The organism is Streptomyces sp. RKAG337 (assembly GCF_023701715.1).
Lineage (GTDB): Bacteria > Actinomycetota > Actinomycetes > Streptomycetales > Streptomycetaceae > Actinacidiphila.
The window spans coordinates 2145275-2164630 of the sequence record NZ_JAJOZA010000001.1 but is presented as its reverse complement, the minus strand read 5'-3'; the positions used below and the strand labels follow the sequence as shown (position 1 = coordinate 2164630).

18 protein-coding genes are annotated in these 19356 nt (G+C 69.3%); 15 read left to right on the top strand and 3 right to left on the bottom strand.

Annotated elements, in window-relative coordinates:
- The first annotated feature begins 79 nt into the window (after positions 1 to 79).
- The 3 genes from LNW73_RS09460 to LNW73_RS09450 all read left to right on the top strand — a co-directional run bounded on the left by LNW73_RS09460 (position 80) and on the right by LNW73_RS09450 (position 2665).
- Positions 80 to 418: a DUF3817 domain-containing protein gene (locus LNW73_RS09460; RefSeq protein ID WP_250977786.1), complete on the top strand. Its 339-nt coding sequence runs from the start codon at positions 80 to 82 to the stop codon at positions 416 to 418.
- A 184-nt stretch (positions 419 to 602) separates the two neighbouring features.
- Complete coding sequence (locus LNW73_RS09455) at positions 603 to 2303, top strand: acyl-CoA mutase large subunit family protein (RefSeq protein WP_250977787.1); 1701 nt, start codon at positions 603 to 605, stop codon at positions 2301 to 2303.
- A gap of 179 nt (positions 2304 to 2482) precedes the next feature.
- The gene (locus LNW73_RS09450; RefSeq protein WP_250989629.1) at positions 2483 to 2665 is read left to right on the top strand and encodes a DUF397 domain-containing protein; all 183 of its coding nucleotides are present in this window, start codon (positions 2483 to 2485) and stop codon (positions 2663 to 2665) included.
- On the opposite strand, the gene LNW73_RS09445 is transcribed toward LNW73_RS09450, so the two are convergent.
- Both LNW73_RS09445 and LNW73_RS09440 read right to left on the bottom strand, forming a co-directional pair.
- The gene (locus tag LNW73_RS09445; protein WP_250989628.1) at positions 2662 to 4089 is read right to left on the bottom strand and encodes a sensor histidine kinase; all 1428 of its coding nucleotides are present in this window, start codon (positions 4087 to 4089) and stop codon (positions 2662 to 2664) included. The genes LNW73_RS09450 and LNW73_RS09445 overlap by 4 nt on opposite strands.
- Entirely contained in the window at positions 4086 to 4784 is a 699-nt protein-coding gene (locus LNW73_RS09440; protein WP_138357126.1) for a response regulator transcription factor, read from the bottom strand. The genes LNW73_RS09445 and LNW73_RS09440 overlap by 4 nt, the downstream gene beginning before the upstream one ends.
- Before the next feature lie 64 nt (positions 4785 to 4848).
- Between LNW73_RS09440 and LNW73_RS09435 the strand changes: the two genes are divergently transcribed.
- From LNW73_RS09435 to LNW73_RS09405, 8 genes are all read left to right on the top strand, one after another.
- Complete coding sequence (locus LNW73_RS09435; protein WP_250989627.1) at positions 4849 to 5979, top strand: UDP-N-acetylglucosamine--N-acetylmuramyl-(pentapeptide) pyrophosphoryl-undecaprenol N-acetylglucosamine transferase; 1131 nt, start codon at positions 4849 to 4851, stop codon at positions 5977 to 5979.
- Complete coding sequence (locus tag LNW73_RS09430; protein WP_250989626.1) at positions 5976 to 6992, top strand: SDR family NAD(P)-dependent oxidoreductase; 1017 nt, start codon at positions 5976 to 5978, stop codon at positions 6990 to 6992. Before LNW73_RS09435 ends, LNW73_RS09430 begins: the two co-directional genes overlap by 4 nt.
- A 390-nt stretch (positions 6993 to 7382) precedes the next feature.
- Positions 7383 to 8111 carry an FG-GAP-like repeat-containing protein gene (locus LNW73_RS09425; protein WP_250989625.1) on the top strand — a complete coding sequence of 243 codons (729 nt, stop codon included), beginning with the start codon at positions 7383 to 7385 and terminating at the stop codon, positions 8109 to 8111.
- Between the two features lie 89 nt (positions 8112 to 8200).
- Positions 8201 to 12679 carry a polymorphic toxin-type HINT domain-containing protein gene (locus LNW73_RS35910; protein WP_285390867.1) on the top strand — a complete coding sequence of 1493 codons (4479 nt, stop codon included), beginning with the start codon at positions 8201 to 8203 and terminating at the stop codon, positions 12677 to 12679.
- Between the two features lie 9 nt (positions 12680 to 12688).
- Positions 12689 to 13339, top strand: coding sequence for a hypothetical protein (locus LNW73_RS09415; protein WP_250989624.1), 651 nt, complete (start codon positions 12689 to 12691; stop codon positions 13337 to 13339).
- 105 nt (positions 13340 to 13444) lie between these two features.
- Positions 13445 to 13585 (top strand): Scr1 family TA system antitoxin-like transcriptional regulator, encoded by a 141-nt coding sequence (locus LNW73_RS36655; protein WP_374118263.1) that lies wholly within the window; start codon positions 13445 to 13447, stop codon positions 13583 to 13585.
- A 25-nt stretch (positions 13586 to 13610) separates the two neighbouring features.
- Positions 13611 to 13931 carry a Scr1 family TA system antitoxin-like transcriptional regulator gene (locus LNW73_RS09410; protein WP_250989623.1) on the top strand — a complete coding sequence of 107 codons (321 nt, stop codon included), beginning with the start codon at positions 13611 to 13613 and terminating at the stop codon, positions 13929 to 13931.
- 16 nt (positions 13932 to 13947) lie between these two features.
- Positions 13948 to 14172, top strand: a complete 225-nt coding sequence (locus LNW73_RS09405; protein ID WP_250989622.1) for a DUF397 domain-containing protein — start codon at positions 13948 to 13950, stop codon at positions 14170 to 14172.
- A gap of 9 nt (positions 14173 to 14181) precedes the next feature.
- On the opposite strand, the gene LNW73_RS09400 is transcribed toward LNW73_RS09405, so the two are convergent.
- Positions 14182 to 14814, bottom strand: coding sequence for a TetR/AcrR family transcriptional regulator (locus LNW73_RS09400; protein WP_250989621.1), 633 nt, complete (start codon positions 14812 to 14814; stop codon positions 14182 to 14184).
- A gap of 273 nt (positions 14815 to 15087) precedes the next feature.
- On the opposite strand from LNW73_RS09400, the gene LNW73_RS09395 reads away from it, so the two are divergent.
- The 4 genes from LNW73_RS09395 (at position 15088) to LNW73_RS09380 (ending at position 19290) form a co-directional block, all read left to right on the top strand.
- Positions 15088 to 16062 carry a tetratricopeptide repeat protein gene (locus LNW73_RS09395; RefSeq protein WP_250989620.1) on the top strand — a complete coding sequence of 325 codons (975 nt, stop codon included), beginning with the start codon at positions 15088 to 15090 and terminating at the stop codon, positions 16060 to 16062.
- Positions 16063 to 16667: 605 nt separating this feature from the next.
- The gene (locus LNW73_RS09390; RefSeq protein WP_250989619.1) at positions 16668 to 17318 is read left to right on the top strand and encodes a DUF6230 family protein; all 651 of its coding nucleotides are present in this window, start codon (positions 16668 to 16670) and stop codon (positions 17316 to 17318) included.
- 92 nt (positions 17319 to 17410) lie between these two features.
- The gene (locus LNW73_RS09385; protein ID WP_250989618.1) at positions 17411 to 17983 is read left to right on the top strand and encodes a DUF6114 domain-containing protein; all 573 of its coding nucleotides are present in this window, start codon (positions 17411 to 17413) and stop codon (positions 17981 to 17983) included.
- Positions 17984 to 18036: 53 nt separating this feature from the next.
- On the top strand, positions 18037 to 19290 hold the full coding sequence (locus tag LNW73_RS09380; RefSeq protein WP_250989617.1) for a hydrogenase expression protein HypF: 1254 nt from the start codon (positions 18037 to 18039) through the stop codon (positions 19288 to 19290).
- Positions 19291 to 19356 lie beyond the last annotated feature (66 nt).

The window sequence follows — 19356 nt, the reverse complement described above, 5'->3', positions numbered from 1 at the left end:
CGAGGACGGGCACTGAAGCGGGCCGGCGTTCGAGGAGGGGCGTGAAGGCGCCGGAATCGCACCGGTTACGCTCAATGCCATGAAACAAGGGACGCTGACCCGCTACCGCGTGATGGCCTATGTGACCGGCGTCCTGCTGGTCCTCCTCACGCTGGGCGTGATCGCGAAGTACCTCCTCGACATGAACGGGGCGGCCGGCTTCGTCACCGCCGTCGGGATCGCCCACGGCTGGCTCTACGTGGTCTACGTGGTGTTCGCCTTCGACCTGGGCTCCAAGGCGAAGTGGCCGCTGGGCAAGCTGGCCTGGGTGCTGCTGGCGGGCACGATCCCGACCGCCGCCTTCTTCGTCGAGCGCAACGTGACGCGCGAGGTGGCCCCGCTGGTCGTCACCGCGAACGGCGAGCCCGCGCAGGCCTGACGCCCGTCGTGTGACACCTTGGACGTGACGCACAGTGGCTGCCTCAGGGGTGGCCCACAGGGTGACCTGAGGGGTGACGCACGGTGTGTGACGCATCGCACGTGACGCATCGCACCGCCCTTCCCACAAGGGGTGGGCGGTTTGCCATCGACATTTACTAGGACGTCCTAGTAAATTCGAGGGTATGGACGCCGAAGGCATCGAAGAGGGCCGCCAGCGCTGGCAGGCCCGGTACGACGCGGCTCGTAAGCGGGACGCGGACTTCACCACGCTCTCCGGGGATCCGGTCGAGCCCGTGTACGGGCCCGCCCCCGGCGACACCGTGGACGGCTTCGAGCGGATCGGATGGCCCGGCGAGTACCCGTTCACCCGCGGTCTGCACCCGACCGGGTACCGGGGCCGTACGTGGACGATCCGGCAGTTCGCCGGCTTCGGCAACGCCGAGCAGACCAACGAGCGCTACAAGATGATCCTGGAGGCCGGCGGTGGCGGTCTCTCCGTCGCCTTCGACATGCCGACCCTGATGGGCCGCGACTCCGACGACGGCATGGCGCTGGGCGAGGTCGGCCACTGCGGTGTCGCCATCGACTCGGCCGCCGACATGGAGGTGCTCTTCGCGGGCATCCCGCTCGGCGACGTCACCACCTCGATGACGATCTCCGGCCCGGCCGTCCCGGTCTTCTGCATGTACCTGGTCGCCGCCGAGCGGCAGGGCGTCGACCCGGCCCTGCTCAACGGCACGCTGCAGACCGACATCTTCAAGGAGTACATCGCGCAGAAGGAGTGGCTCTTCTCTCCCGAGCCCCATCTGCGCCTCATCGGCGACCTCATGGAGCACTGCGCGACGGGCATCCCCGCGTACAAGCCGCTCTCCGTCTCCGGCTACCACATCCGCGAGGCCGGCTCCACGGCCGCGCAGGAGCTCGCGTACACCCTCGCCGACGGCTTCGGGTACGTCGAGCTGGGGCTGTCGCGCGGAATGGACGTCGACGCGTTCGCCCCCGGCCTGTCGTTCTTCTTCGACGCGCACCTCGACTTCTTCGAGGAGATCGCCAAGTTCCGCGCCGCCCGCCGCATCTGGGCGCGCTGGATGCGCGACGAGTACGGCGCCAAGACCGACAAGGCGCAGTGGCTGCGGTTCCACACCCAGACCGCGGGCGTCTCGCTCACCGCCCAGCAGCCCTACAACAACGTCGTACGCACCGCCGTGGAGGCGCTGGCCGCCGTCCTGGGCGGCACCAACTCCCTGCACACCAACGCCCTCGACGAGACCCTCGCGCTGCCGAGCGAGCAGGCCGCGGAGATCGCGCTGCGCACCCAGCAGGTCCTGATGGAGGAGACCGGCGTCGCGAACGTGGCCGACCCGCTGGGCGGCTCCTGGTACGTCGAGGCCCTCACCGACCGGATCGAGGCCGACGCCGAGAAGATCTTCGACAAGATCAGGGCGCTCGGCGCGAAGGCGGTCCCCAGCGGTAAGCACTCCGTCGGCCCGATCACCAGCGGCATCCTGCGCGGTATCGAGGACGGCTACTTCACCGGCGAGACCGCCGAGTCGGCCTTCCAGTACCAGCGCGCCCTGGAGAAGGGCGAGAAGCGCGTCGTCGGCGTCAACTGCCACCACGGCTCGGTCACCGGCGACCTGGAGATCCTCCGGGTCAGCCACGAGGTCGAGCGCGAGCAGGTGCGCGTGCTGGCCGCCCGCAAGGCGGCCCGCGACGACAGCGCCGTCCAGGACGCCCTCGCCGCCATGCTCGCCGCGGCCCGGGACGGCTCGAACATGATCGTCCCGATGCTCGCGGCGGCCCGCGCCGAGGCCACCCTCGGCGAGATCTGCGGTGTCCTGCGCGAGGAGTGGGGCACGTACACCGAGCCGGCCCGCTTCTGAGGCCGGTTCCGGGACCGGTTCCCGAACCGGTGGCGCACGCGACGGCTCCGCGCCGTTGCGTGCGCCCGGGTGGGCGGGTGACGATGACGCTTCGCAGCGCACCGCATCATGCAGCGCACCGCATCACGCAGCGCACCGCATCACACCGCACCGCACCGCACCACCGAAAGGCGCAGCCCGTGGCACTTGAGGCGACCGTCGGCGACGACGGGATGATCTACATCCGCGAGACGGACGAGCCGGAGATCGTGGCCGTCACCAGCCCCGCCAAGTGGGAGGCGTTCGTGAAGGGCGTCAAGGCGGGGGAGTTCGACGCGTTCGCGGAGGAGCCGGACGGAACCTCCGCCTCCGACACTCTCTAGGACTTACCCGATGGGTGGTCCTGGAAGCTCACCCGGAACAGGGCGCCGCCGCCCGGTGCCGGTTCCGCGGTGATGGTGGCGCCGTGGGCGTGGGCGATCTGCCGGGCCATGGCGAGACCGAGGCCGGAGCCGGGCAGCGCGCGGGCGGAGTCCGCGCGGTAGAAGCGGTCGAAGACGTACGGGGCGTCCTGCGGGGCGATCCCCGGCCCGTGGTCGCGGACGGTCAGCTCCACCATCTCATCGCGACGTGGGCCGGAACCGGTCCGGGTCAGAGCGACCTCGACCGGGGCTCCCGGCGGGCTGAACTTGGCCGCGTTGTCCAGGAGGTTGGTCAGCAGCCGGCTGAGCCGGGCCGGGACGCCGGGCACGTGCGCCGGGGCGGCGGCCGGGTCCGTGGCCAGGGTGAAGGGGACGTCGGGCCAGTGGCCGCGGGCGGCCCGTACGGCATGGCCCGCCAGGTCGGCGAGGCCCACGTCCTCGACCAGCGGCAGCGGTTCCTCGTCCCGTGCCAGCTCGATCAGGTCGTTGACGAGCTGGGTGACCTCGCGCAGCTGCCGCTGCAGGGCGCCGGAGGCGCGGTCCCGCTGGGTGTCGGTGAGCCGGTCGGCGCGCGCCAGCAGGTCGGCGTTGGTGCGCAGTGCGGTGAGCGGTGTGCGCAACTCGTGCGAGGCGTCGGCTACCAGCCGGCGCTGCGCCGCGACGGACTGCTCCAGCTCGCCGAGCATGGTGTTGAAGGCGGTGGCGAGCCGGGTGACCTCGTCCTGGCGGTGTTCGGGACCGGCCGGGATCTCGATCCGGTGCCGGGCGTCCCGGGTGGCGGCGATCCGTTCCGCCGTGGCCGTCAGCCGGGCGACCGGCGCCAGTCCCGTCCGGGAGACCCAGTAGCCGAGGAGGGCGGCGAGCAGCACCCCCGTGCCGCCGACGCCCGCCAGCAGCCAGGCGGCCTGCCGGACGCCCTGCTCGACGGTGTCGGACCGCACCGCCACCTGCAGCGCCCGGCCACCGCCGAAGCCGCTGGTGAACATCCGCGCCGGATGCCCGGACAGCGTGACGTTGCTGAAGTACGCCGGACGGTCGCCGGCCGCGACCTCCCGCACCGGCGCCGAGACCGGCAGTGGGTACGGCTCCCGCGGGTCGGCCGCCGGGTCCGCCGGGACGATCTGCGAGCAGGCGGGCGCCGACAGGAACACGCACTCCCCGGCCACCACCTGCGGACTCTCGCCGCGGTGCTGCTGCTTGACCAGCGTCGCCGACTGGGTGAGATGCAGATCCAGTTGGTGGACGAGTTCGTAGCGGATGACGAAGAACGCCGCCGCGCAGACCCCGACCGCGACCAGGGCGACGGCGGCGGACGCCGCGACCGCCAGCCGGGTGCGCAGCGGCCGGTGCCGGCGCCAGCGCGCCATCCCGCGGGTCCCCGTCATCCGAGGTCCAGCCGGTAGCCGACACCGTGCACGGTCTGCACCAGCCGCGGCTCGCCGCCCGCCTCCAGCTTCCGCCGCAGATAACCGATGTAGACGGCCAGCGAGTTGGAGTCCGGGCCGAAGTCATGGCCCCAGACCCGCTCCAGGATCACCTCGCGCGGCAGTGCCTGCCCCGGATGCCGCATCAGCAGCTCCAGCAGCGCGAACTCGGTACGGCTGAACTCCAGCGGGCGGCCGCCCCTGCTGCCGGTGCGGGTGACGGGCTGGACGACCAGGTCCGCGTACGACAGTTCCGGTTCCTCGCCGCCTCCCGATGCTGCCCGGCGCAGCAACGCCCTTAGCCGGGCCAGCAGTTCGTCCAGGGCGAAGGGCTTGACGAGGTAGTCGTCGGCGCCCGCGTCCAGGCCGTCGACCCGCTCGCTCACCGAGTCGAGCGCCGTGAGGACGAGGACGGGCGTACGGTCGCCCAGCCCGCGCAGCCGCCGGCAGACCGCCAGCCCGTCGAGCACCGGCATCATCACGTCCAGCACGATCGCGTCCGGCTGCCAGGCCGCCACCTCCGACAGCGCGGCGAGCCCGTCGGCGGCCCCGCGCACCGCGTAGCCCTCGACGGTGAGGCCGTCCTCGACGGCGGCGCGTACCTCGGGTTCGTCGTCCACGACGAGGATGCGGGCGGGCGGTGGTGCAGTGTCCATGGGCCCAAGGGTCCCAAACCGGGCTCTTAGAACCCTCTTAGACCGTCCCGTCAGCGTTGCGGCCATGCGGACCTCACAGGACATCCCACTGTCAGTGGTCATCGGGGCGGGCGGCACCGGTGGGCACATCTATCCAGGACTGGCGCTCGCCGACGCACTGCGCCGGGCCGATCCACGGGCGGTCGTCACCTTCGTCGGCACCGAACGCGGGCTGGAGACCCGGCTGATACCGGAAGCCGGCTACCGGCTGCACACGGTCAACATGATCCCGTTCGACCGGTCGCTCGGCGCCCGCCGCTATCTGCTGCCCGCCGCGCTGCTGAGCTCGGCGGTGCGCTGCCGGACGATCCTGCGCGAGCAGGGCGCGCAGATCGCGGTGGGAATGGGCGGCTACCCCAGCGCGCCGGTGATCCTCGGGGCGCGGCTGGCCGGGCTGCCGAGCCTGGTCCACGAGTCCAACGCGGTGCCGGGCCGCGCCAACCAGTTCGCGGCCCGGCTCACCCCGCACATCGCGCTGGCCTTCGACCGCAGCCGCGCGCACCTGCCGTCCGGCATTACCGCGGAGACCGTGGGCATGCCGCTGTCCGGGCCGCTGGCCACCCTGGACCGGGCCGCCCTGCGCGGCCGGGCCCGCGCCGAACTGGGCGTGCCGGCCGGGGCCCGGCTGGTCCTCGTCAACGGCGGCAGCCTGGGCGCCACCCGGCTGACCGAGGCGGCCATCGGACTCGCCGCGCGCTGGCGGGACCGGAACGACGTACGGATGCTCATCAAGACCGGCCCCGCCGCGCTGGCCGAGGCCACGACCCGGCTGGCCGGGAACCCGGTCGCCGAGGCCGTCGCGTACCTGGACCGGATGGACCTCGCCTACGCGGCGGCCGACCTGGTGATCTGCCGCGCCGGGTCGGCGACCATCGCCGAGCTGGCCACGACCGGGGTGCCCGCCGTGCTCGTCCCCTATCCGCACGCGCCCGGCGACCACCAGACGCACAACGCCCGCGTCCTGTCCGACGCCGGCGCCGCCGTGCTGCTCCCCGACGCCGACGCGACCGCCGACCGGCTGGCCGCGCTCGTCGAGCCGCTGCTGCGCGACCCCCGCCGGCTCGCCGCGATGAGCGGCGCCGCCGACCCCGGCACCCACGCCCGGGCGGCCGACCTGCTCGCCGCCAAGACTCTCGAACTGAGGAACGCCGCATGACCGTGACCACATCGTTGAACCCTGTCGACTGGACCGGCCGTACCGTCCTGGTGACCGGCGCCGAGGGCTTCATCGGCAGCACCCTGGTCGACCTGCTGGTCGAGCGCGGCGCGAACGTCCGCGCCCTGGTGCACTACAAGCCCTACGGCGAACGCGGCCACCTCGCCCGCTATCTGCGGCCGGACAGCCCCGTCGAGATGCTCGCCGGCGATGTACGCGACGCGGGCCGCGTCATGGACGCCGTCGACGGCTGCGACACCGTCTTCCACCTCGCGGCGCTGATCGGCATCCCGTACAGCTACCAGGCCCCCGAGGCCTATGTGCAGACGAACGTGGCCGGCACCCAGAACGTCGCCGGGGCCTGTCTGCGGCACGGAGTGCGCCGGCTCGTCCACACCTCCACCAGCGAGGTCTACGGCAGCGCGCTCACCGTGCCGATCAGCGAGAGCCACCCGCTGCAGCCGCAGTCCCCGTACTCCGCCTCGAAGATCGGCGCGGACATGACGGCGCTGTCGTACTTCCACTCCTTCGAGCTGCCCGTCACCGTCGTCCGGCCCTTCAACACCTACGGCCCCCGGCAGTCCGCGCGTGCCGTCATCCCGGCGATCCTGGCCCAACTGCACTCCGGCGCCGAGCAGATCCGCCTCGGATCCCTCGCGCCGACCCGCGACTTCACCTACGCCACCGACACCGCCGCCGGCTTCCTGGCACTGGCCGGCTGCGACCGGGCCCTCGGCGAGGTGGTCAACCTCGGCACCGGCCGCGAGGTCTCCATCGGCGACCTCGCCCGCTCCTTGATCGCCGCCTCCGGCCGCACAGCGGAGATCGTCGTCGACCCGGCCCGCCTGCGCCCCTCGGGCAGCGAGGTCCAGCGCCTGCTGTCGGACAACTCCCGGGCGCGCCAGTGGGCGGGATGGGAGCCGCGGGTGTCCCTGGAGGAGGGACTGCGCCGCACCTCGGAGTGGGTCGCGGAGAACCTGACCCTCTTCGCGGCGGACCGCTACCAGGTGTAGGGCGCGCGACAGGGCCGAATCAGGACGCAGTGGCTCAAGCGGTCGCAAGCCACCCTCACACGGTCTTCACAAGCGAACACAAGTTCCCATAGTGTGCGTTGGCCATGGTCGTGGACCTGGCGTGTGTTCATCCGTGGGGGGTGGCCAGGCGGATCTGTCGCGCCTGCGCCTGCGCGCATGTCCGCTCTCGTGCCGCTTGTGAGGACGTTCGTCCGCATGCTCAATTTCGTCAAACGCCCGATCCGCCGGGCGGTGATCCGTGCTTCCGGTCTGGCTTCAGCCGCCGTACTCGTCATGGCCGTTGCGGCATCGGCGTCTTCGCCGGCCGCCGTCCGGGGGTCCGCGCAGGCTGCAGGGCCTGCCGCTCAGGCCGCTACTTCCACCACCCCGATGTTTCCTGCGTTCGGCCGCAGGGCTGACGGGCACCTGTACGACTACGAACCCGCAGGGACGGGAGGCTTCCGGTCGGCGGTGGATCTGGGCGGCGGGTTCGGCAACGCCACCGCGATCGTCCAGAACAATGTCTCCGCTGCAGGGGCGAGCGACCTGTACTTCCGGATGGGCGGGGCGCTGTATTACACCGCTGAGCGCGGTACGGAGACCAAGCTGCTCGGCAGCGGGTGGGACCAGTACGACCTGCTGGCCGCTGGAGGAAACTTCGGCGGAGCCGCGCAGCCGGACCTGATCGCCAGGGAGCCCTCGGGAGTGCTGTGGCTGTACCAGGCCGGGGCTGACGGCGTGCTGGCCGCGAAGGTCCGACTGGGTACCGGCTTCCAAGGTATGGACCGGATCATCGGGCGGGCGGACTTCACCGGTGACGGCAAAGCCGACCTCATCACCCGCTCCACGGGCGGGACGTTGTTTCTCTTCCCTGGTTCCGGCAACGCCGTCACCGACGCGGTGTGCACGGGCCGGCTGACGGTCAGCGCGGGATGGAACACCTACAACGTCCTGATCTCCACTGGTGACCAAGACGGTGACGGCAAGGCCGACCTGATCGCCAGCGACGCCGCAGGGGCGCTGTGGCTGTTCAAGGGCACGGGTGACTCCGCAGCCCCGTTCGCCGCCCGGGTGCAGATCGGCTCCTCCGGTTGGAGCTCCTTCAACACCCTGTTCTGACGTCCGGGCCCACAAAACTTCTCTGCCTTGTGGCCTGGTCCTCCGACGACCGCCCGGGGCAGCATCAGCAGATCGGCTGACCCACACCCATGCGCACCAACGCGCCACCCTTCCCCCGCCTGCCCAGACGCCTGTTGGGCAGGCTCATCACCACCACGGCCCTGGCCACCGTCGCCGCGGTGACGTTCACCGGCGGCCAACTCCAACCGCTTGCTCGCACTGCTCCGGTCGGAGCCGCCGAGGACGCGCCCGCTTTCAACGCAGCCCATGCCGCAGAGGTACGTGCAGCCCAGTGCACGCTCAATCTCGTGCAGCGCAAGGGCGGCCAAGAGCTCAAGAACGTTGCCCGTGGTGGATTGAAGGGCACAGACGAAGAGCTCCTGCAGGCGGCCAGGACCGACTATTCCAACGGGGTGCCGCTGGACACTGCCTTCAACAAGGATCAGGTGTGGGCCTCGGCCAAGGTGGACGAGCTCTACTACCGCTACAACGAGTGGAACAAGTCCCTCAACGCTCCGCCCCCAGATGGCTACACCTTCACCGGGTTCCAGTGGATCGAGTGGAAAGACAATCCGTTCAACACCACCGGGCTGTCGGGCTGGATCGCCGACCGGTTCTGGCAGAGCGAGTACGACCTGTTCCATGAGGATCTGATGCCGCAGGCCGGGAAGGAGTCGGCAGACGCAGTTCGGGCCCTGGGCAACGCCGAGTACGACTGGGACGGTTCCGCCTCCTACGAGGACCGGCGGGCCTGGAAAGATCTGGCGGATGCGCCGTCCAAGAACCTGTACGCCGACGACGCCCGGCTCTTCCTGCAATACGGCGGCTTCCCCGCCACGGCGCCCGATCCGGCTTCGATGGAGTTCCGGATCGACGTCGAGGGCCTGAAGGCCCGCTTTGCGTCCTGCGCCAGCACCAACCCCTTTGACCCGCACCAGGTGCTGGGCGCGGAGGTGGCACAGGCATCGACCGAATGGCAGAACGAGCTCGCCGGCCAAAGGGTCCCGCGCGACACGATCCTGGGCGCGGAATCCCAGGCCTCAGCAGATCTGCAGGTGGCCACGCAAGCGATGGGCGAGGCCCTCGGTCAGTCGATCATCGCGAGCAGGTTGGCGGACTGGCAGGCCTACTGGCTCAAGCAGACCCCTGCCAGTGCGGGCCTGCAGTACCCGGCCGCAGCGGTCTTCGCCAAGGTCAAGACCGACATCGTCAAGGCGCAGGCCATGGCGCTGGGCCGCGTCCACGTCGCCTCACGGGCCGCACGATCTGCGCAGATCCAAGCCGCCGCGGCTGTAGCCGCTCAGCAGACCGCTTACAACATCGCGGATGCAGCCGGGCTGCCCCGCGGGCGCGGACTCATGTATGGACAGCAGGCTGTCCAGGTCAGCCGCGCCTCGGCCGCCGCCGCGACGGCGGTGGCCAAGGCAACAGAGACCGCCTCGAACGCCACCCTCGCATCTGCCGCTGACAGCAAGACGCTGATGGCTCTCGCCCAGACGCAGGCGCACGCCTCGCAGGCCGACTTCCGTCGGATCGCCGCCCAGGAGGCCGCGGCCCAGGCCAAGGCGGCCGCAGACGGTGCCGCGGTGCAGGCCACCAAGGCCGCCGCGAACGCGGTCAAGGCCAAGGCCGCCAAGGCCAAGGCCGAAGCCGCCGAGCAGACCGCGAAAGACGCGGCTGCCGACGCGCACGCGAAGCGGCTGACCGCTGAGGCCGAGCGTGACAACGCCAAAACACAGAAGGAACTGGCCGAGAGCGAGCGGGCGAAGGCCACTGCGGCTGATACCCGAGCGCAGTCCGAACGCCAGGTCGCGGCGACCGCGCTGAGCACCGCACAGGCCGCAGGATCGACGGCCACCGAGAAGATGAACGCGGCCGTGGCGGCGGAGAGCAGGGCGATTACGGCGCGCAACCACGCCGTGGATGCCGAAGGCAATCGAGACAGTGCAGAGGCCAAAGCATACGCATTGGAGGCGTACGCCGACGCAGCAGAAGGCACCGACGCCGCCACAGGAGCCAGGACCGCCGCCACCCAGGCGCGGACCGCCGCGAATGATGCCACCGCCGCTGCGACCAACGCTCGGTCGGCTGCCGATGAAGCAACGACAGCCGCCTCCAACGCGCGCGAAGCAGCCACTCGCGCCACGGCTGCAGCGTCCCGCGCCAAGGCGGCCTCTGATGCTGCCCAGCGCGACGTGGCGATTACCAACGCCGCGGTGAGGAAGGCGCATGCGGCCGCAGCGGACGCGATCGCAGCATCTGCGGCCGCCGCTGAGAATGTGCGATTGGCGAAGATCTACGCCGATACTGCGAAGTCGCAGGCCACCACGGCGAAGGCCGATGCCGCCATCGCCCGACTGGAGGCCAACGCCGCAGCGGCCGACGCGGTACGCACCGCCGGCTTCGCATACTCCACTGCCCAAGCAGCCTTGGCCGCCCGCGACTCGGCGACACAGGTCATTAGACCCGCCAACGACGCGATCGAACTCGGCTCCCCCTACAAGGAAACTGACGCCTCCGCCGGCTTGGCCGTCCTCAGCGGCCAGGCCGCCAAGACCGCAGCCCAGCAACAAGAGGCACTCGCCCAGGCCAAGGCCGGCCAGGCCGCGAAGGCCGCCACCGAAGCCGCAGCCCTGGCAGCAGCCGCTTCCGCCGACGCCAAGGCCGCCGCCACCGCGGCAGCCGAAGCAGCCGCCTCCGCCTCCAGGGCGGCAACATCCCTCACGCAAGCACGCAGTTCCGCAGCAGAGGCCTCGGCCGCCGCGAAAGCCGCCGTGACAGCGGAAACCCACACGGTCGCGTACGACCAACAGGCCACCGACGACGCGGCCGCAGCGGCGACGGCGTCCGATACGGCAAGCGGATATGCCAGCCAGGCCCGCAACTCAGCCGACGCGGCCGAAAGCGACGCCGCCTCCGCCCGTAGCGCCGCCACCGCAGCGGAAGGCGACGCGAGCACTGCACGCGGAATCGCCGATCAAGCCGAACGCGACGCCACGACCGCCGAGACGGCTGCGGCCAACGCCCGCGAGGCCGCTGAACAGGCACAGCAGGCTGCGATCCGGGCCGAAACCGCACAGTCCCAAGCCAACCTCGGCCGTGGCGGAGCTACCGGCGTCGCGAACATGTTCACCACACAGAAGATCGTGTTCCTGGAGGATCCGAAACCCCAGAACGACTGTGTCCTCGGGATGGGCAACAGCGGCTGTGACGTCAGCTACAAGGTGCACTTCAACCTGACCATCGACTTCTACCTTTGTGACGATCCGGGGGCCCCTATCGACGTCACTGCTGCTACCTGCCCAGCCGGCAGCAGCACCTGGCTCAGTAGTACGACCAAAGAGGCCACCAAAGTTGTCACCAAGCACTTCAGTACGTGGGACATAGTCTCCGTCGCTGACGAGGAGCTCCTGAACGGGCTCTGGCTCCTCGAACCGGACATCTTCAAGGCCCTCTTGATTATGCTCGTGCAGGACATTACGGAATGCGCAAAGGGCAGCGTCTCGGATTGCCTCTGGACAGCAAGCTGGTTCGTCCCGGAGACAAAAGTCCTCCAAGCCGCCGACTTTCTTCGCGCGCTCGACGCAGCACTGCACACAGGCATCGGTATCGCCGACGCGTACAAGGCTCTCAGGACCCTGAGCCTGGACGCCAAAGTGATGGCCGCGATCGATGAGGAAGTTCACCTTGTCGAGGACGCCTTCGCAGCTTGTACGAGGAACAGCTTCCCGGGCGGCACACAAGTCCTCATGGCTGACGGTTCACACCGGGCGATCAGCTCGGTCCACGCTGGTGACTGGTTGATGGCGACCGATCCGGCAACCGGGGGTCTGCGCCCGGAGCTGGTAACCGCCTCCTTCGTACACAACACGGAGCGGCTGGTCGACGTCGCCCTCTCCGGCGGAAGCAGCCTGACCAGCACTGCAGGGCACCGGGTGTATGTGGTCGAGCGCGGCTGGATCTTCGCCTCGGAACTGCACGTTGGTGACCTGTTGCGGGCAGCGGACGGGTCTGTCCACGCAGTCAGTTCGGTGCGCGAGAATGCTGGCCTCGCCCCACAAATGGTCTACGACCTGACGGTCGATGGGCTGCATACCTTCTATGTACGTACGAGCGGCACCCAGCGGCAGGATCTGCTGGTCCACAACTGCACCGAACTGGTCGCTGATGAGGCGAAGTTCCCTGACGCCGCCCACACACTGAAAGAGCATGTCAACCCCACGGTGGCGGAATCCATCAGATTGGCCATCTCGAAGACGATAGGAACAAGACTGGGCATCAACAGCGTCTGGACCGACGCGCAGCTCGCACAGCAGGCGGCCGACTACGGCCTCGCTGGCTACCTGGCCAAAAGCAAGAAGGCCAGAGACAAATTCGCTCTCTGGATGCGCACCAAAACCGATACCTCGCTATTCACGATATCGGGCGAATTCGGCGAAAATTCGCTCGGCACCACGTATGTAGCCGACGGTTCTTCCTATCCAGCGGGTAATAAATTCACTTTGCTGCTGAAGAAGATGCCGGGACATCCGCGCGGGTACATTGTCTATTCGACCTTCCCCAACTGAGGAGCAGGTATGGTCGAGCGTTACTCGGAGCTTGACTTCGGTCTCACCCGCCTCACCAGCCGGTTCCATCAGGAATGGGCGCGGGAGCAGACTGCAGCCGACGTCGTCGTCGACCACGCCGGCGTTGACGGCGGCGCGAAGGCCGCACACGCGATCCTGGAGGACGTGATCCGGCTGCGGGAGTCGCCGCTCCCCAATTGGGCGCTCACTGCCCTGTGGCATGCGGCGACAGGCCGGACCTACGACCTTGAACACCTTGGCATCGATGGACGTGACTGGTTGCGTCAGATCGCGGACATCTGCGTTGAGCAGATCCGCATAGAGGACGCGACCTATGTAGTTGCCATCCCGGCACCGGCCGACGATTCACTGACCGGCGCCGTGCTGGACGAACTCCTGGTGGCGGGACCCGGGCTGACGGCGTCAGCCATGACACGTAGGCACTACGAGGTCTCCGGCGTGGTCCCCGCGCTAGAGCTGGCCGTCACTCAGGTCAGCCCAGATCTCGGCTTCCGGCTCTTCCTCCGGGCCATGGCCGAATACTGGGTCCCCATCGACCAGGCCTGGTACGAGCGGTTCGAAGCGCTGGGCGAGCGGTTCGGCTACGGTCCGCTCCATGTGGTCGATGTCGCTTTTCTGACAGACCTGACCACGCGTTGAGCGAGCCGCCCCGTTAGAGACGGCTGAACCCAGAGTCGGAACTGCGCCCGCAGGGCAGCCTCTCATGCGAGGGGCTCGCTCTGCGGGCGTTGGGCATCGGCCTGACTGCTTCAGACGCCCGACTACATGCGAGCGCTCTTTCGGCATGGGCGCTTCTCGGACTCCGACGTGGGCATGGACAGAGGTGTTGAAGCGCGCGTGGCCAGGCAGGAAGTGCTGGACTCAGAAGCGGCACCCAAGTACTAGGCAGTGCTCTATGAGCCGGTGATCCGTGCCCAAATTGGCGGCGGAAAGCGTCATGCGCGGGCAACTGCGGCATTCGATGGACCTGGTTGGGGGTGACCGGATCACGCTCCAGGTCATGCTGTACAGGGCCGTGGCGCACAGTGGGCTCGACGGCCCCTTCTTCATCTTCGGGATGCCTGTTCCCGGCATGGACGTCATCATGGTCGACAACGTTGCGTCCGCCGTATACCTGCAGGACGATGACGGCGTTCAGAGGTTCCGGGCGCTGTTCGACGCGCTGAGAGCGTCTGCGCTTGGGCCCGCCCCGTCGCTTGAGTGGCTCAGGCAGGTGGCGACAGACCTGTAGTGGTGGAAGGCAGTTCGTGGCGCATCGTGCAGGGCAGAAGTCCAGCTTCTCGGGGAGTGACGGTGGGCACGAGTGCCTGGAAGTCACCGTGGGCGACGACGGCATGGTCCACATCCGGGAGAGCGATGCCCCGGAAGCCATCGTCGTCACCACTCCTGCCAAATGGGACGCGTTCGTGAAGGGCGTCAAGGCGGGAGAGTTCGACGCCTACGGCGAGGAGCCTGCCCCATCCACCTATTAGGGTCCCCGGTCAGCGGATGGCGGCCAGGCCGCCCAGGAGCAACGTCGTGAAGGTGCGGGCCCAGGTCGCGTCCACCGGTTCGCCGCTGACCAGGGTGCGGTGGACGACGGCGCCAGCGATGACGTCGAAGATGAGGTCGATCTGGGTGGCGGTGTCCGTGCCGTCGGGGCCCTGCGGCGGTCCGTCCGGCGGGAGTTCGCCGCGCTCCTGGGCGCGCCGGCGGCCGAGGACCACGAGGCACTTCTGCCGGTCGACGATGGCCTCGCGGATCCGCAGCCGCAGGGCTTCGTCGTGGGTGGACTCGGCGACGACGGCCATCAGGGCGGTCCTGGCCTCGGGGAGGGCCAGCAGCGCCGCGAACTGCAGCACCACGTCCTCGATATCGGCCTGGAGGCTTCCCCGGTCGGGCAGCTCCAGTTCGTCGAAGAGCACCGCGACCGCATCGACGACCAGCTCGTTCTTGCCCGCCCAGCGGCGGTAGAGGGTGGTCTTGGCGACACCGGCCCGGGTGGCGACGTCGCCCATCGTCAGCCCGCCCCAGCCCAGTTCGACCAGGGCGGCCCGGGTGGCTTCCAGGATCGCGTGGTCGGCGTCGGCGCTGCGGGGGCGGCCCGTCTTCTTCGCTGAGGTGCCGTTGTGCATGGCTGGGACCATACCGGTCAGTACGTCGGGTGGCCCGCGACCGCTCCGTGACCGGGATCACGCCGCCTCGTGCGGTTGAAGCTTGCGGGGATCGGACAATCAGGAGTTACGCTACGACTCGTAGCGAAAGAGCGATGACCACTGGCGCAGGTGGGGACCCACGCCGAGAAGGACACTCTTGAACAGCGGTGAACGCTCCCGGCTGTCCGCGATCCGGCGGACGGTTCGGGGGCCGTTCACACTTTTTTACGACGAGGGGGGAGGATTGACCTCATGCAGCCACGGAACATGTCCATGAGCGGCGTGGTCGACCTCGCCGCGCTGAAGGCGGCCGGTGAGGCCAAGGCGAAGGCCGAGCAGGCCAGGGCGCAACGGCAGGACGCCGGCGCCCCCGCCCCTTCCGCCGCCTCCCCGCTCGTCATCGATGTCACCGAGGAGACTTTCGAGAGCGAAGTACTGCAGCGCTCCTCCGAGGTCCCGGTCGTCATCAGCTTCTGGGCCGAACAGGCCGAGCAGAGCAAGCAGCTCAACGAGACGCTGGAACGGCTGGTCGGCGAGTACGCCGGCCGCTTCCTTCTGGCCCGCGCCGATGTGTACGCCAACCAGCTGCTGTTCCAGCAGTTCGGCGCCCAGGGCGTGCCGGCCGTCTTCGCGGTGCTCGCCGGTCAGGCGATGCCGCTCTTCCAGGGTGCGGCCGCCGACGACCAGATCCGCGAGGTGCTGGACCAGCTGATCCAGGTGGGCGAGCAGCGCTTCGGCATCGTCGGCACTCCGGTCGAGGCGGGCGCGGTTCCGGCCGCCGCCGCCACCCCCGCGCCCCGGCCCGCCACTCCGCAGGAGCTGGCGCTGTCCGCCGCGCACGACGCGCTGGACGCGGGCGATCTGGGCGGCGCCGTCCAGGCGTACCGGAACGTACTGGCGGACGAGCCGGCCAACGCCGAGGCCAAGCTCGGCCTGGCCCAGGCCGAACTGCTGCAGCGGGTGCAGGACGCCGACCCGCAGGCGGTCCGCAAGGCCGCCGCCGACAACCCGGCCGAGGTAGCGGCCCAGCTGGCCGCGGCGGATCTCGACCTCGTCGGCGGACATGTCGAGGACGCCTTCGGGCGGCTCGTGGACACCGTGCGCCGTACGGCCGGTGACGACCGGGACGCGGCACGGCTGCGTCTGCTGGAACTCTTCGACGTCATCGGCGCCGACGACCCCCGCGTGGTGACAGCGCGTGTCGCACTTGCTCGCGTGCTGTTCTGACCACAGCTGATTCATCGATACGGCGACCGCACTTTACGCAATCGTGATGAAGTGCGGTCGCTGTTACTTCCGGTAAGAGAGCGACCCCTTTTCTTACGGAAATCTTTCCCTTTGTCGGACATTCACGCCCTCGCCGCAACTACGCTGCGTGATATCGCGACGTTTGATGATCGCGCTCTCGACATCCTTCCGTTACTCGCTGGTAACGAGACCTCTTGTGCAGCGGCTGGGAATGGACCACCATCGGCCAAGCTCGGTCCTGTTCCCCCGACCATCCGGCAGCCAGCTGGTGCGGCTGGGGGCGACCCCAGCGGTAGCCGGGGGAGGGTCCCCACCGAGTGGAAGTGCACGGCGTAACTGCCGGCGCTTCCGGACAGGGGGGTCTCTGCCCACCCAGCAGGGCCTGTCCAGCAGGTTGCGCGAGAGCGTGGCCAGTGGTTGTCGCTCGGGGGTGATCGCTGATGATTCGGACTGCGCCGTCCGCATACCCGCGGACCGGCCTTCGATGACGGCGCTCCCTTTCCCGAGGACGTAGCTCTTCTCCCCATCCCGGCCCCGGATCTCCATATCCGGCCGGATGTGTACGTCCGATCAGGAGGAAAGTCATGGAGTCGGTCGTTAGAGGCGGCACCAAGTGGAAGCGGTTCGCCGTTGTCATGGTGCCGAGCGTTGCTGCCACGGCAGTGATCGGCATGGCGCTCGCCCAGGGCGCGCTCGCGGCGTCGTTCGCGGTGTCCGGCCAGAGTTTCAAGGTCAAGGCCGCGTATCTTGACGGCACGGGCTTCGTTCAGTACGGCGGCATCGATGTCAAGTCCGGCGGCGCGGGTGCTGAGCCCGTCGCGGTCTCCGGCTTCAAGCACGCCTACATCACCGACATGTGCCAGTCCGTGGTGATCCCGAACGTTCCCATCTTCGGGAACGTGTCGCTGAACCTCTCGGCCGGCACGAAGGGCGCGAGTGACCCGACCCGTCGGGTCGAGGCCGAAAACCTGTACATCGACCTGAACCAGCTCGATGCGGATGCCGAGTTCGGCAACATCAACATCGGTGTTGCGGCCGGTTCCACCAACAAGGCCCAGGGCCCGGCGACGACGCCCGGCCAGGGTGCGCCGGCGCTGCCGAACTCGTTCGCGCAGGAGGCCGAGACGGCCAAGCTCTCGAACGTGCGCCAGACCGCCTGGGCGACCAGCGCGGGCACGTTCAAGCTCAAGGACCTGAGCATGTCGGTCAAGGCCGGCGTCCACGAGTGCTACTAGTCGCTTGACCGGCCGGGTGAGGGGCCTTGCGCCCCTTGCCCGGCCGCCCTCCAACTTTTGTTGCGCAAAAGTCAGTCCCAGGGAGCTGTTCCATGAGTGCCGAGTCGCCAGGGCTGCGTGAGCACCAACCAAACGCCTTCCATTCCGTCCACGCACGGTTCCACAACTGGCGGGGGCAGCGCCCGTTCTGGGCGGGCCTGCTGACCCTCCTGGGCGGTATCCCGATCGCGTACTTCCCGTACGCGAACATGACCCTCGGCCAGCTCACCGTGCGGATGTCCACCACCGCGGGCGCGGGCTCGCTGGTCATCGGTGTGCTCCTCGCGGTGCTCGGCCTGACCATGTGGTTCCAGCCGGCCGTGCGGATCTTCGCGGGTGTCGCCGCGATCCTGCTGGCACTGGTGTCGATCCCGGTGTCCAACATCGGCGGCTTCATGATCGGCTTCCTGCTGAGCCTGCTCGGCGGAGCGCTCTCCGTCGCCTGGGCTCCCGGCGTCCCGGTGGCCGCCAAGCCGGACGGCGCCGCCGAGCTGCCGGACAGTGCGTCGGCCGGCGCCGGCTCCGCGGTACCGCAGCAGCAGTCGTACGAACCGCAGCTGGAGCAGCACACGGCGTCGCCGGGCGCTGGAACGGACGAGACGACCAACGACCATGGGAGGGCGTAGTGCGGGGTGACGAGGCTCTGCCGGCCCACGGCGACGGACCCCGTGCGAGATTGGTGCCGCGGCACGCCGCACCGAGGAAGTCGCTCTTCACCAAGCTCCAGATGCCCGCGGGCAAGGCGATAGCCATCGCCGCGATGCCCACGGCGGTCCTGATGGGCATGGGCATAACCCCGCATCTCGCCCTCGCCGACGAGATGCCGAAGAACCCGTACGCTCCGGGCCCCTGCGTCTCGCAGTCCGACACGCCGGCTCCGGATGCCTCGGCCACGAAGCCGAGCACCAAGCCCTCGGCGACGAAGCCCTCCGCGACGGAGAGCTCCGCCCCGAGTGCCAAGCCGAGCTCCCCGCCCAGCCCGTCCACTGGTGCGGTCGACCCGGAGTCCGTCGTCAAGACGCTGCCGAAGGCCCTGTCCACGACGGCGCCGAAGACCGAGCCCAAGGCCACGCCGAGCACGGCTCCGACGGCGACGCCGAGCCCGACGAAGTCCTTCAACCCGTTGGACCCGCTGGGTATCGGTGACGCGATCAAGGACGTCCTCGGTCTGAACAAGCCGGCCACCCCGACGACGGCGCCCACCACGGCGCCGGCGACCGCGCCCACGACGGCGCCGGCCGAGGCGCCGAGCACGACCCCCGGCAAGGCACCGGTGGCTAAGCCCTCGTCCCCGGCCGCAGAGGCGGAGAAGACCGCCAAGGCCGCAGCGGACGCCGCTACCAAGGCAGCCACCAAGACAGCTGCCAAGGCGGCCGCCGAGGCCGAGAAGACCGCCACCGCCACCCCGTCGGCGACCCCGAGCACCGTGGACGGCAAGACCCCGTTCCCGTGCGCCGAGCACGACGCCAAGGCCCTGGCCGACGCCCAGTACGAGAAGACCCCCGCGCCGCTACCGGACCAGCCCTGGTATCTGGAATCCAGCATGCTGACGCTGAAGGGCCTGGACTACAAGGGCATCGTCGAGGTCAGGACGGCCGGCGGCGTGGTGAAGAAGGTTCTGAAGTTCACCGCGAGCTCGCTGGACATCCAGGACCTGCACCAGATCGTCAGCGCGAACGGGCACGTCTACCACGTGCAGGGACCGGGCACGAAGTCGACGATCCAGAACGGCACGGTGACGATGTACACCGAGGAGCTGAAGGGCAATCTCTTCGGTCTCATCCCGGTGACGTTCAGCCCGGACACGCCCCCGCCGATCAACGTTCCGCTGGCGGTCTTCACCAACGTGAAGATCCGCCAGGCCGGCCAGTTCGGCGGCACGCTGCACATCAGCAACCTGCACCAGACCATCACCGAGGGTTCGTACCCGTAAAGACCCGTCCGGGAGCCGCACAAACGCCGAGGGCGCCAACCCCACTGGGGTCGGCGCCCTCGGCGC